The sequence below is a fragment of the Nonomuraea sp. NPDC050691 genome (assembly GCF_040654455.1).
GTDB lineage: Bacteria > Actinomycetota > Actinomycetes > Streptosporangiales > Streptosporangiaceae > Nonomuraea.
In genome coordinates this window covers 68040-80937 of record NZ_JBFAIA010000010.1, presented here as the reverse complement: position 1 = coordinate 80937, position 12898 = coordinate 68040, and the positions used below count along the sequence as shown (strand labels likewise).

Here is a 12898-nt window from a genome sequence, read left to right as displayed (position 1 = left end):
GCTGGTTTGACTATGCCGTCATCAGTTCGGTCTGTGCCACCTCCTGCTGGTCAGTGCTGGATGTCGTGATGAGGGCCATGCTGCTTTCGGACAGGTAGCGGCGGTTGGCGACCTGCCATTCGTCGTGGGCTTCGACCAGGACGGCGCCGGCCAGGCGGAGCAGTGCTTCGGGGTTGGGGAAGACACCGACGACGTCGGTACGGCGTTTGATCTCCTTGTTCAGTCGCTCCAGGGGGTTGGTGGACCAGATCTTCTTCCAGTGCGCGGGTGGGAAGATGGCGAAGGCCAGGACGTCGTCGGCGGCCTGGTGCAGCACCGCCTCGACCTTGGGGAACTGGCGGCCGAGCATGCCCGCGATCACGCCGAGCTGGTCACGGACCATGTCGGGGGTGGGCTGGGCGAAGATGGTGCGGATGGCGGCGGCGACCATCTCGGCCGACCCCTTCGGGACGGTGGCGAGCACATTGCGCAGGAAGTGCACGTGACATCGTTGCCAGGCGGCGCCGAGCAGGACCGCGCCGATGGAGGCCACCAGGCCAGCATGGGCGTCGCTGATGACCAGCTGCACTCCGGCCAGGCCGCGGGCCTTCAAGGTGCGCAGGAACGCGGTCCAGAACGCGCCGTCCTCGCTGTCGCCGACGCTTCTGTCTGCTCGGCCAGCACCGCCCCGATAAGGCGGATGATGGCGGGCCGGTCGGGGAAGATGCCGACCACGTCGGTGCGGCGGCGGATCTCCTTGTTCAGCCGTTCCTGTGGATTGTTGGACCAGATCTGGGTCCAGATCTCGCGGGGGAAGGCGGCGAAGGCGATGAGGTCGTCACGGGCGGCGTCCAGGTGTTCGGCGGCGACCGGATGCTTGGCCTCGAGCGTTTGGACGACCCAGGCGTGCTGAACGCGGACGGAGGCGGCGTCGGGCCGGTCGAAGATGGTGCGCACCAGCGTGGCGACGAACGGCTGGGCGGATTTCGGCACGACGGTGAGCAGGTTGCGCAGGTAGTGGGTGCGGCAACGCTGCCAGGACGCGCTGGCCAGGGTGGCGCCGATCGCCGAGACCAGGCCGGTGTGGGCATCGGAGATGACCAGCTGGACGCCGGACAGGCCGCGCGCTGTCAGGCCGCGCAGGAACGCCAGCCAGCCGGCGCCGTCCTCGGCACTGGTGACCTCCAGGCCGAGGATCTCCCGCCGTCCGTCGACGTTGACCCCGGTGGCCACCAGCACATGGACGTTGATGATCCGCCCGGCCTCACGCACCTTCTGTGTCAGCGCGTCCAGCCACACGAACGTGTACGGCCCATTGTCGAGCGCTCGGGTGCGGAACGCCTCCACCTGCTCATCGAGGACCTTGGCCATCTGCGAGACCTGACTCTTGGAGATCGTCTTGATCCCGAGCTGCTCGATCAGCTTGTCCACCCGCCGGGTCGACACACCCAGCAGATACGATGTGGCGACCACGCTGATCAGCGCCTGCTCGGCCCGCCTCCTGCGTTCCAGCAGCCAGTCCGGGAAGTACGAGCCCTGACGCAGCTTTGGGATCGCCAGCTCGATCGACCCTGCCCGGGTGTCCCACTCCCGCGCCCGGTAGCCATTGCGCGAGTTCGTCCGCTCGCTGCTGCGTCGGCCGTACTCGGCGCCGCACAGGCTGTCGGCCTCGGCCGACATCAACGCCTCGGCCATGGTCTTCACCATGGATCGCAACACATCGGGGTTGCTTGTCTCGATCTGCTTCGCCAGCCACTGACCAGGCGTCACACTGTTGGCTACGGCCATCGCCCATCTCCTTTGATCTTCGATAGCACTCAAAGGATCACGCGATGGCCGTCTCTATTTCACGGCCGCCACACTTGTGACCAGGTCAAACTCGTACACCACTTCCATGGACGCAGCCGTGAGACGGCGCTGCCATACACCATTTCCATGGAAGCAACCGCACCCCGCTCAGATCCGAGTCATGGAGACGTCAGCCACAACTCATTCGATGGTTCGGCCCGTCAGTCCAAGTGATTCAACAAAGAACCACGAAATGTTCAAGGCAGTGTTAATCTCGTTAGTGACTGACCTGGTCGGTACCGCCTGCGGTGGGCTCTGGGTCGTTCCACGACGTGAAACCCGATGTGGTTGTCACGACGAGGTTCGATCGCCAGCCCGCATAACCCACAGCCGGTAGCCGAGTCAGCTCGGTCGCCAGATCGGACCCACGCCACTCGATGGAAGGGCCCCTGGGACGAGTCGCGATGCGTGGGACTGCGCCCCTGGTTTGGCGCCGTCTAAACGACAGACAGGACTCGTCCCCAGTGCAAGAAACAACCCCCTTCATCCTCGCTGGCGAGCAGGTGAACTTCCCCACGCTCGCCAACGGCACCGCGATCAAGAATGCCGCAAGGCGCTACGAGTCAGCCTTCGAACTGCCTGAGGAAGCGGCGTTCACCATGGCCTCGGCGCTCGTCGACCCTGCCGAGGTTCGTGGTCAGATCGACCCCAAGCAGCCGCTCGGACATCTCCAGACCATCCAAACCCCGGACGGCAACATGCTCCTGGCACAGCCGGCGCGTGCCTGGACGCACATGATCTCAGGTGACGGCGGCAACGGTCGCAGCCGCTACACGCTCCAGACGAATGTGCAGGCGGACGGCGTCCGGCCGTGGCCGATTCCCAGGCATCACAAGCCCGCGATCGTGGACTACCACTGCAGCTCGCTGAAGGACATGGCCGAAGCCGTGCGGGCGAGCGCGCAGGCGATCCGCTCGCCCGACCTCATCACGCAGATCTCCACCAACCCGCGAGGCGTGTGGAACCCTCCGGTCGTGGTGCTCGCCCGCGCATACGAGCAGGCCGCCGACGGTTCGGTGACCGTGCGGTGGTTCCTTCACACCGTGGAGGGCAGCACGCGCGTTGAGGCCTGTCACGACCTGTCTGAGGTGGACGCGGCTGCACCTCTCCTGGAGAGTCACGACCCTCTCGCTCATCTCCGGGCGGGCCACAAGGCGTATACCGACAGGTTCGAAGAGACACCCACCGCATTCCGGAGCCTCGCCGCAGCGCGCGCCGCGACCATGCCGGTTCTCATCGTCGTAGCGGCTGTCGAGAACGACATGGTCACGCCAATCACCGGCGGCTTCCCCGCGATCATCAACGACTACGTCGAGAGCGTGCACGTCCAGCCGCGCCCCTTCTCCGATGTGGCGCAGAGCAACGTCCTAGGAGAACGGTTCGTTCTACGGCTGGAGGCCAAGGGCGCGATGAGCAGGGAAGACGCCGAAGCAATCCTGGGGCGCGGCGAAGTGACCGGTCTTTCCTCCGTGCGGGCCGCCAAGCTGGTCCATGCCGTCTGCGATGCCGCGAATGACGACCTGGTCCGGGAGTTCATGGTCACCGAGCCGGGAAGCCGGCTGACCAAGGTCAAGCGAGCCAAGCTGATCGGCCCCCTGGTAGTCCGGCAGTTCACCACGCCCGCCGAGTCCGCCGAACGTGCGCTCATGCGGGCGTTCACGCCCGACCTGCTGATGGAGCCGTGGTCCGTGACCGGCGTCGACAGCAAGACCCTCCGGAAAACCTGCCTCGCCGATCTGGAAGCCGGTAACTCCGCCACACCCGCCATCGCCGAGCTGATGGCGCGCGGTGGTCCCGCGCTCTGCACGGCCGGACTCCTCCTGAGCGACCAGGGTTCCACGGTGCAGGGCATCCCGAACCTGCGGGGCAGTGTTGACAAGGTGGTCGAGGAGCTAGCCACCACTCCCGGCGGCATCCATGTCCTCGCCGACGCGATTGCCTGGGCCGATGGTGACAGTCTCGCCAAGCCACGCGAGTTTACCCCGGACGGCATCCCGAAGAAAGACAAGCACGGCGATCAGCTCCACTTCCCGACCTCATGGCAGAAGGGGAACATGGGCATCCGCGCCCTCGCCTTCACCAACGGGGAGATCCCCACCTCCCAAAAGAACAAGGGCCAGGACAAGCCGCCCACCCTGACCCCGGAGCAGAAGTACCAGGAAGCCGAGACGGCCCTCCTGCGCAATCTGAAGGCGGCCGACACGATGCTCAAGGACCTCGTGGCGGCCACCGACGAGCACGGCAAGAAGCTCCTCGCCAAAATCGGCCTGAAGAAGGACGACGTCTACGAAGAGTTCCCCGGTCAGCTCATGAAGATCTACGCGCGGTACGGCAACGAGGACGACGTCCTCAGCTCCTTCGACGAGGACGAACTCCCCGACGACACCACCATCCTGGACCACGACGAGGACAACCTCGACGACGAAGAGACCGACGACGACACCGGGAACCACTAGTGAGCCGGCTCAGTGCCCGCCGCTACCACGAGCTCTGCGACGTTCTCGGGACCGCGCTCGATCACCCCAAGCCAGCTATCCAGGAAGTCGGCGCCCGGGTGGGATGGCCGGTGGCCGTTTACCTGCTCGGACATCGTGACCCCGTCGACAACAAGCTGACCGTGGACTACGTCGGCAGCACCGCCAGGCTGAACGCGGACGCCAGCAGCAGGATCCGCGAACACCTGCGAGACGCAGAGAAGCGAAAGCGCTTCACCTGCCAGGTCATTCTCCCCCTGCGCCGAGACCTGCCCGACGACGAAGTCAGACACTACGAAGGACAAGTCGCTCGCGCCCTTGGAGTCCCGCGTTGGTGCGAGCGTATACCTCGCCAGCGGTAGGCCGGAGGGCCGGCCCTGCAATGCGCCGGCCCTCCTCTCTCCATACAAATATTTCCCCTTGCGGGATCCCGTAGGATCCACACGAATGACCCCTTCGATGCGAAGCCATTTCCGGATGGCAGAGGCCTGCTCCGACGTGGCGCGGTACCAGGGCTGGGTGTCCGCCACGGCTCGCCAGCGTTCGTAGTCCTTCAGCGCGGTTGTCACTCAAATAGTCACTCACACTGCGCCCTCCCGTGAGAGTGCTGCTATCGGTAGCCTGGCAGCACTTGGGTTGCGTCCCGAGTAGTTCGTCAATTCAAGACAGGTGGGGTCATGCGTGCCTGGAGCTTTCTGACACTGGATGAATCCGAGCGCCAGTTTGCGGGGAACCTCGGGTACGAGGACGTTCTTGGTGTTCGCTACGTCTGGGACAGCACCGTGGCGCACCATCGAAGCGTTCAGCCTGGCGATCTGGCGGTACTGAGAGGGAAAAGCTCCGTTCTCGGCTTAGGGTGGATAGACGAGATCACAACGAAGCCTGGCGGCAAGGTACGTCGCCGTTGTCCGAGCTGTCGCAGCACCGCCTTCAAGCTCCGACGCCGTCTGCAGCCAGTCTTCAAGTGCGCCGTCACTGAGTGCGCCGCAGAGTTCGATTTCCCAGAGCAGGAAGAGATAGAGGTTACCTTTTACGTGGCAGATTATTCCCGCACTTGGCGCCCACTCGCAGACGTGTTTCTCGTGTCAGCGCTAAATTTCGCCTATCTGACACAAGCTGCACAGCACTCGATCCGTGAGTTGTCCTTAGAGGGCGTACGCAAAGCTCTCGCCGATCCTGCCGATATGGGCAACCTATGGTGGGCCGAAGAGGGAGGAATGCGCGTCATTCAGGGTGGGCACCGCCCCATCCTGGGACGAGCTCGTGTAGGTCAAGCACAGTTTCGGCAGGAGCTGTTGCGACGGTTCGGAGCTGTGTGTGCGTTCACAGGGTCGCAGCCACCGGAGGTTCTCGAGGCCGCTCATCTCTACAGGTATTCCGAGGAGCCAGAACATGATGTACGTGGAGGCCTGCTGCTGCGCCGCGACCTCCATGCCCTCTTCGACCGCCAGCTAATCGGTGTGGACACAGCGGATTGGATCATTCGTGTTGCCCCCTGGTTGCACTGTTATCCTGAGCTGGCGATGCTCGATGGTCAGATACTCAAGGTGAGCAGCGCCAAGCGCCCGGATGCCTCATATTTGAAGACACACTTCGAGTTGGCTCTCGACTCCTGGAGCGCCAGACAGCGTTGATCGCTGCGGGTCGTTATAGGGCTCCTAATGGCAGACCAGGCCCTTCCCGCCGAAACGACCATACACAGATTTATGCCACCAGACGGATCTTGATAGAGGGAGTAATAGGAAACACCTTCATGATGACTGCAAGACCCCTGCGCCCGATGGGCGGCGATTGCCAACCATCTCGACATTTGCCACCTAAAAACTGTCACGTCCTAAACTCCTCCCATGCCGACCTAAGAAGGGCTGAGATGTGGCTACCGGAACGCCTGCCAGAGCCATGCAGTCTTCACCTATCGAGGTAGAAGTCGGATTAGCCAGCGGGGCAAACTGCTCGTCCTTCTCAGCGACAGACTTGAGCGATTGGCGCAGCCGTTCTGCGCATCTCGAAGAGCGGTGTTCTCGTACGACTTGTTCCAGTTGTCGAAGAGCGCATGCATTCGGCAAATCCGAGAACGATCAAGCAGGCATGTCTGTTGCTCCATGCTGAGGAAGCTTGCGTGGGTGCCTGAACTCTCCGAGCCGTCCATCGTCATCCACGGGTGTCCACCATCCCTCGAGGCCGTTGATACCCAGGCCGTCACCCAGAGACGTTCCGCCCGCGGCTCGCCGGACCGAGGTCACGTCCGTCGAGAACCTCGATGTCCGTGATCGTCGTCGCCGTGGGGTCCAAGCTCAGCCAGATGGCGTCTTCACCGGTGCGTTCCCAACTGCACCATCCAGGAACCTGAGGAACCCGGCGAGGCCGTCAAGAGGGTGGTGCACGTGGAGCTATAGGCGCACACGCCATAGAACAGCAGGTCCCCGACCGTGCCGGCGAGAGGGGCGTTCTCGTCCTGCTCCCGCAGCAGAGTGATGATCTCAGCGGTGAGGTCGGGAAACACATCCGCTAGAAGGCCACTGAAGATCTTACGTTCTGGCCTCGTTCCTTCTGGGATGAGGCCACAGCGGTTGTTGTGCAGTGTGAGTGGACCGGAGAGCTGGTCGGGCCGGATGTGTGGCAGACCTGCCGGGAGTTGATCCCGGCAAAGAGCATGTTCGCGTTCTTGGCCGAGCATCGCCAGGTGCTGTTTCCCGCGGAGATGTTCGCGGACATGTATCCCTCGCGCAACCGGCGGCCGAGCATGCCGCCGCAGGTCCTGGCGGCTGCGGTGGTGCTGCAGACGCTCAAGGGCTGTCGGACGTCGACAGTGTGCAGGCGTTGCGGTGTGATCTGCGCTGGAAGGCGGCCCGGGCTGGGGCTGTATGACACCGCCTTCGATCCGTCGCTGCTGACCTACTTCCGGCGGCGGCCGGCCCGCTCCCGCCACCCGAACCGGATCTTTGAGGCTGTGGGTGAGGTGATCGCGGCGACCGGCGTGTTGGCGGGCAGGCAGCGGCGGGCGCTGGGTTCGGCGGTGCTGGACGACGGGGTGGCCACCCAGGACACCGTTACCCAGTTGATCGCCGCGATCCGGCGGGTGATCCGTCACGTGCCGGGTGCTGTGCAGATCGCCGCCGAAGACTGCACCGCTCATGACTACGCCGATCCGGGCAAGCCGCGCATCGCCTGGGATGACGAGCAGGCCCGGGCCCTACTGGTGGACGCCCTGGTCACCGACGCGATCCGGCTGCTGGCCGGTCTGCCCGCCCAGCCCTTGGACGAGCAGGCGGCCAACGCCGTGGGCCTTTTGGCCCTGCTAGCCGGGCAGGATGTGGAACCGGCCGATGGCTCCGACGGCCGGGACGGGCGCCGGCGCATCGCCCCGGACCGGGTGATCTCCACCGTCGATCCCGAATCCCGGCATGTGCACAAGACCCGCACCCACCGCCAGGATGGATTCAAGGCCCACGTGGCGGTCGAACCCGAGACCGGCCTGTTCACCGCCGTAGCGTTACGGCCCGGATCCGGTGCCGCCCATCACGAGGCCGCCCTGGCCGCCGAGTTGCTCGCCGAGGAGACCAGCCCGGTGGAGGTCTTCGGCGATGCCGCCTACTCCAGTGGGCCCTGTCGCAGGCGCTGGTGGAAGCAGGGCATCGTGCCGTGATCAAACCCGCGCCGCTGCGCCCGGCCGTGCCCGGCGGATTCGACCTGGACGATTTCGCCATCGACACCGCGGGCAGCACCCGTGACCTACCCGGCCGGGCACCAGGTTCCCTTGTCGGCACCGTCCGGCCGCAACCAGCAGCGCAAGGCGTTCTTCACCAGCCAGTGCGCCGGCTGCCCCCTGCGCCCGCGCTGCACCACGGCCAAAGCCGGGCGCATCCTCACCAGTGCCAGACCTTCACTGTCGCGGGAACAGGCGTCGGCCGCAGGGCCCTTGACGAGGTTCTAGAGTTTGTCGAACGGCTCGTGGCCCGAGAGGACCGCGAAGAGATCGAGAAGGATCTTTCCAAGCTGGACGACGAGCGGACGGGGCTCGTCCTGCAACCTCTCATGTGGGCGCTCGACGCCATCGACAAAGTCGACCGCCCCTACCGGGCGATCGTCCTTGAGCAGGTGCCCGCTGTACTTCCGGTGTGGAAGGCAGATGGAAGGCATTGATCGAGGAGGCTATCAGGTCGACTGCGGCATCCTGCACACCGAGGCATTCGGCGTCCCGCAAACCCGTCGGCGGGCTGTCCTGATCGCCCGATACGGCAAGGATCCGGTGACGCTCCCACCAGCGACCCACCGCATCTACCGCAAGGGCGTCGCTCGAGACTCCGGGGACACGAACCTGTTGCCGTGGCGGACGATGGCCGACGTGATCAGCCGACCGACCGTCTTCGAGGTTATCTCCAATTACGGCACCGGTGGCGACCCGAAAGCCCGCGGTCGCAGGCGGTCCGATGAGCCGTCCGCCACAGTCACGGGGAAGATATCCCGCAATCGCGTCGTCGGCCCGGATGGCTCCGAAATCGATCGCTTCTCCTTCTCCGAAGCAGGCCGCCTCCAGACCTTTCCGACCAACTCCCCGTGGTCCGGACGTGACGTCGGTCAGCAGACTGGCAACGCCGTGCCTCCCCGGCTGGCTATGCATATCCTCAGCGCCGCATTCGGCTGGACCAGCCCCAGCGAAGACAAGCTGAAGAGCCTTAACACGTGGGCGGTTCACCGGTCGGTCGAGGATGCATCTTCTGCTGATTGACGATGGGCCTGCTGTGGTGGGATTCGTCGAACCCGCATGCCTACTGCCAGACTTCAGCGAGTGACGATACAAGAGCGTCTTCCGTTCCCACAGGATGCCGCTCCGGCTGGCATGCAGGAGTCGCGAGCGTTAGCGGAGAAGTATTCGCGCCGCAATAGGTTCCGCATCTGGGATCCCCCGCGCGAGGCCATGGGCAGGGTGCCGCGAGAGTGGCGGATCCCGTCCGGTCTTACGCAGCACGTCCCCGATGACCTTGCCCCGTTCGTGGAGTGGTTCTACAACCAGCCGCAGGCGCGAGAGCGCTTCCGGTGGGCACTTCGTGACTCCCTCGACGAATTGCTCGATGGTCCGCGGACAGGGCGCTGGGCGTACCAGCACCTGACGAAGACTGAGAAGACGTATCTCGGCACAGCCGTCGAGGTGAACCTCACCAAAGAGTTCGACATCGACAACGGCACCGACCTCGACTGGTCCATCGCCGGCCGCGACATCGACTGCAAATTCTCCAAGGATCTCGGTGGCTGGGAGATCCCGATGGAGATGTATCTGTGCGCTGACCACGGCGAGCGTAGTGGTCGTGCCGACCATGTTGCAGTCCTGACCTGGATGAACGACGATACGAGCCAGTGGGCCGCCGGCATAGTCCGGATCACTGATGAGCGTCTGCGCTGGAGGCAGGAGCGAGGCGCAAACGGCGACCGCGTCCGTGCCTACAACCGAGACAACAAGCGCAAGCCCGACTCCAGCGCCAAGTCTGAGGTGTACTGGCTCTGGGGCGGGCTCCAGACCGATCTGCCGACAAATCTGCTCCTCCACTTGGATGCCGAAGCACGTGAGCGGATTCTTACTGCCTCACTGCAACGCCGAGACTCATCAGGACAACAGCGGCTGAACCAGCTGTTCCGCGAGGTGCGGGACCGGATCATTGGCCGACAGACGGTGTTGACCGTCGGCCAGCAGGACGACCCTCCGAAGCGAGCCCGCGACGCACGGATACATCTGCGTCCGGACGGCATCATCGTGCTGGGTCACCAGGGATCACACCCCCACATCGCTCGCGCGCTCGAATTGCCGGTACCGATCAAGGGTGAATGGATCTCCACTCGACTCGTTCCTGTCTCTTCTGACGATGCGCGACCGAAATTCTCACTAGACGGCCAGTTCTGGGCGCGCGCTCGTGAAGATGAGCTGCATCTTGAACCCGATCCAGCGCCCGACCTTCCCTATACACGAAAGATCGACGGGCAGAACGGACCTGGGGATCTCACCTCGTAGCGGCCTACTCAAACGTCTCTGCAGCACGACGGCTCAGCAGGTCTACGGGATAGGCCGGCAGGCTTCACGAAGAACGCCGCGTTGTTGCCTGTGCCGCTCTAAAACGTCCGACTGGAAAGGTTGAGCGGCACTGGCAGCGTGCTACGCCATAGGCAGGCCTGCTGACCCGGCCGAAACCGCGGTACCGCTCAGGCCAACTTGTAGCCCAATGTCGGTGCCCATAGCTACTGTTCGGGCGTGGATAAACTTTTGAGTGAGGTGCTCGACCTTCAGAAGGTGTGGCAGGCGAAAAACACCGAAGAGATGCAGCGCCGTGGCTTCGTCGTTCGTACCGAGATCCGCGACTGGCTGCGCGAGCATGCCGAGGCTCTTGCCGTAGCCATGGCGATACCCCTCGATGACGTAGGGGTGGAGGGCAAGGATGGGGCCGGTCAGAGGGCTGAAGTCGCATGGACCCGCGTCTACTCCAAGAGCAGAACCCCGCGCGCAACCGACGGCTGGTACATCGTCTATCTGTTCAGCGGCGACGGTGAACGCGCCTACCTGTCGCTCAACCAGGGCACTACCGAGTGGATCGCCGGAGAGCTCAAGCCCCGCGAGCCTGCCGCCCTGAAAAAGCGCACCGACTGGGCCCGCCCACTCATCGAGCAAGTTGCCGCCGAGCGCGCCGACTTGCTGACGGAGATCCGTCTCAATGCACGCACGAAGCTTGGTAGGGGCTATGGGCCGGGCAACGTCGTGGCCATCGAGTATCAGCGCGATGCCATCCCCAACTCGGATGTCCTGAGAGAAGATCTGCTCTTCATGGCGCGGTTCCTAGGCCTCCTCTACAAGGCCGCGGACGATGCGACCTACGTTCCCGGCGACCTGCCGGTGGAGGTCCGAGAGGCAACGCAGACTGCGGCGACCGCCGCGAACCGCAGGAGCGCCCGCAAGGGCGGTCAGGGCTTCCTCCTGACCGCCGCCGAGCGCAGGGCCATTGAGAAGCGCAGTGTCCTGCTCGCCACGGAACACTTCGAGGCCCAGGGATGGACTGTGAAGGACGTCGGTGCCAGCAAGCCGTACGACCTGCACCTGATGCGAGGAGACGAGAAGCTTCACGTAGAGGTGAAGGGGACCACATCCGACGGTAGCCAGATCATTCTGACGCGGTCCGAGGTCGAATGGCAGCGCAGGTTCGCGCCGGACAACGCCCTTATGATCGTCCACTCCATCGAACTGGATCGCACCGTTGAGCCTGTGGCCGCGACCGGTGGAGTCCTCCACTGCACCTCGCCGTGGACCATTGAGGAGGAGACCTTGACCGTCATCTCCTACATCCACCGAACCGGACTGTGAGGCGGCTAGTGCTCTGACTGGATAGGTTCACCGGGTTGGGGCCCGCGTTTGGCGTGCCGGGACGTCCAGTCCAATGACGCGAACCGCACTCAGGGACGCCCGCGTGGCTTAGGAGGATTTCCCGGATGTTGGAAGAGAACTTCGACGCGCTCTCGCAGATGATGGCCGAGCACATGGCCATGCCGTTCCCAGCCGGCTTCCGCGGCCTCGACATTAAGGACCAGGACATGGTGATGCTCGATGCGGACGCCTACGGCTTCGCCGCAGGCGTCCTTGAAAGGCCCGCTCAGCAAACAACACCGCTCTGGCCTGCCGCGGCTCACAGCGGCGTTCGAGAAGGTTCTCCCAGCGATCGACGACGAGTACGGGACCAAGTACTACACGCACGTGCGCGGCATGGCCGTGGTGACCGCCGAAATCGAGACCTTGCGCGACAAGTAGACCTCTGACTGGGAAGGTTCACCGGGTTGGCGATCATCACGGCAGCTACCACAACAGTGCAGGCAAAGCACATTCGCATCTCGCAGAGCCTGCCGCCTGGTGATTACAAGCGCGTGGGCGGCGCGGGCCGCGACCGGCCGAAGAGCCGCAGCGCGGCCAGCGACCGCCCGACGCGCGGCGAGCCGCCGAAGGCGGATCGCCTTTAAAACCGTGGAGAAAGTACTCATCCATACAACGGGCATGGCCGTGACCTGGGCGTTTTGCTCCGTCGCTGGCGCTCCCGATTCGGTTGCTGGCCGCCATTGGATCTGAGTAACCGACTGAGTTAGCCGATGTGCGGACTCTGGTTCCCGTCCGCCTGGAGGTAGTGGCTGATGCGCAGGCTCATGGAGCGATCCATTTGGTAGTTCGCCATCTCATCCCGCGGAACCCAGCGGACGTCGCAGGACTCGGCGCTGGGTGTCGGCTCGCCAGCAATGGCTCGAGCGGTGAGGACGATGGAGAACTCCTGCCGGACCTCACCATTACTCGTGTAGAGGATGACGTGGTTGGGATCGCTGTAGGTCCCGACGAGCCCTGTGACCTCGCACGTGATGCCCGTCTCTTCCAGCGTCTCGCGCACAGCTGCTGCCGGGATGGACTCGCCGAGATCGATGGCTCCGCCGGGTAGCGCCCAGTTGTCGTTGTCGGAGCGGCGGATCATGAGGATGTGGCCGGCTTCGTTGGTGACGACGACGTTGACCGAGGGGACGAGGCTGTTCGCGGCTGGCGCTTGTGGGTCGTTGTAGAAGTCGATCCTGCGAGTCACGGTCCG

At 64.2% G+C, this 12898-nt stretch carries 12 protein-coding genes and 2 pseudogenes; 10 read left to right on the top strand and 4 right to left on the bottom strand.

Annotated elements, in window-relative coordinates:
* Positions 1-10: 10 nt before the first annotated feature.
* A pseudogene (locus AB0H81_RS06860) lies at positions 11-640 on the bottom strand (transposase); the annotation flags it as partial.
* 8 nt (positions 641-648) lie between these two features.
* Positions 649-1767 (bottom strand): annotated as a pseudogene (locus AB0H81_RS06855) (IS256 family transposase); the annotation flags it as partial.
* Positions 1768-2291: 524 nt separating this feature from the next.
* On the opposite strand from AB0H81_RS06855, the gene AB0H81_RS06850 reads away from it, so the two are divergent.
* Positions 2292-4283 (top strand): hypothetical protein, encoded by a 1992-nt coding sequence (locus AB0H81_RS06850; RefSeq protein ID WP_358370263.1) that lies wholly within the window; start codon positions 2292-2294, stop codon positions 4281-4283.
* Here AB0H81_RS06850 and AB0H81_RS06845 read toward each other — a convergent pair.
* The gene (locus tag AB0H81_RS06845; protein WP_358370260.1) at positions 4280-4870 is read right to left on the bottom strand and encodes a hypothetical protein; all 591 of its coding nucleotides are present in this window, start codon (positions 4868-4870) and stop codon (positions 4280-4282) included. The genes AB0H81_RS06850 and AB0H81_RS06845 overlap by 4 nt on opposite strands.
* 108 nt (positions 4871-4978) lie before the next feature.
* Here AB0H81_RS06845 and AB0H81_RS06840 point away from each other — a divergent pair, with 108 nt between their 5' ends.
* From AB0H81_RS06840 to AB0H81_RS06800, 9 genes are all read left to right on the top strand, one after another.
* Positions 4979-5935 (top strand): HNH endonuclease signature motif containing protein, encoded by a 957-nt coding sequence (locus AB0H81_RS06840; RefSeq protein ID WP_358370257.1) that lies wholly within the window; start codon positions 4979-4981, stop codon positions 5933-5935.
* Between the two features lie 1019 nt (positions 5936-6954).
* Positions 6955-7947, top strand: coding sequence for a transposase (locus AB0H81_RS06835; RefSeq protein WP_358370255.1), 993 nt, complete (start codon positions 6955-6957; stop codon positions 7945-7947).
* A gap of 81 nt (positions 7948-8028) precedes the next feature.
* On the top strand, positions 8029-8235 hold the full coding sequence (locus tag AB0H81_RS06830; RefSeq protein WP_358370253.1) for a transposase: 207 nt from the start codon (positions 8029-8031) through the stop codon (positions 8233-8235).
* Positions 8236-8252: 17 nt separating this feature from the next.
* Complete coding sequence (locus tag AB0H81_RS06825; protein ID WP_358370250.1) at positions 8253-8444, top strand: hypothetical protein; 192 nt, start codon at positions 8253-8255, stop codon at positions 8442-8444.
* A complete protein-coding gene (locus AB0H81_RS06820; protein WP_358370247.1) occupies positions 8431-9030 on the top strand; it encodes a DNA cytosine methyltransferase in 600 nt (199 codons plus the stop codon). The genes AB0H81_RS06825 and AB0H81_RS06820 overlap by 14 nt, the downstream gene beginning before the upstream one ends.
* 264 nt (positions 9031-9294) lie before the next feature.
* On the top strand, positions 9295-10305 hold the full coding sequence (locus AB0H81_RS06815; protein WP_358370244.1) for a NaeI family type II restriction endonuclease: 1011 nt from the start codon (positions 9295-9297) through the stop codon (positions 10303-10305).
* A gap of 237 nt (positions 10306-10542) precedes the next feature.
* Positions 10543-11643 (top strand): DUF3578 domain-containing protein, encoded by a 1101-nt coding sequence (locus AB0H81_RS06810; protein WP_358370241.1) that lies wholly within the window; start codon positions 10543-10545, stop codon positions 11641-11643.
* 240 nt (positions 11644-11883) lie between these two features.
* Positions 11884-12084, top strand: a complete 201-nt coding sequence (locus tag AB0H81_RS06805) for a hypothetical protein (protein WP_358370239.1) — start codon at positions 11884-11886, stop codon at positions 12082-12084.
* Positions 12085-12110: 26 nt separating this feature from the next.
* Positions 12111-12290, top strand: a complete 180-nt coding sequence (locus tag AB0H81_RS06800; RefSeq protein ID WP_358370237.1) for a hypothetical protein — start codon at positions 12111-12113, stop codon at positions 12288-12290.
* A 119-nt stretch (positions 12291-12409) separates the two neighbouring features.
* Here the strand turns inward: AB0H81_RS06800 and AB0H81_RS06795 are convergent, their stop codons facing one another.
* Positions 12410-12892: an NUDIX domain-containing protein gene (locus AB0H81_RS06795; RefSeq protein ID WP_358370234.1), complete on the bottom strand. Its 483-nt coding sequence runs from the start codon at positions 12890-12892 to the stop codon at positions 12410-12412.
* Positions 12893-12898 lie beyond the last annotated feature (6 nt).

What these genes read in the sequence shown, in the direction of transcription:
- AB0H81_RS06840 (WP_358370257.1), top strand. Translation starts at nt 4,979, where the DNA reads ATGCGTGCCTGGAGCTTTCTGACACTGGATGAATCCGAGCGCCAGTTT.
- AB0H81_RS06835 (WP_358370255.1), top strand. Translation starts at nt 6,955, where the DNA reads ATGTTCGCGTTCTTGGCCGAGCATCGCCAGGTGCTGTTTCCCGCGGAG.
- AB0H81_RS06820 (WP_358370247.1), top strand. Translation starts at nt 8,431, where the DNA reads ATGGAAGGCATTGATCGAGGAGGCTATCAGGTCGACTGCGGCATCCTG.
- AB0H81_RS06805 (WP_358370239.1), top strand. Translation starts at nt 11,884, where the DNA reads ATGCGGACGCCTACGGCTTCGCCGCAGGCGTCCTTGAAAGGCCCGCTC.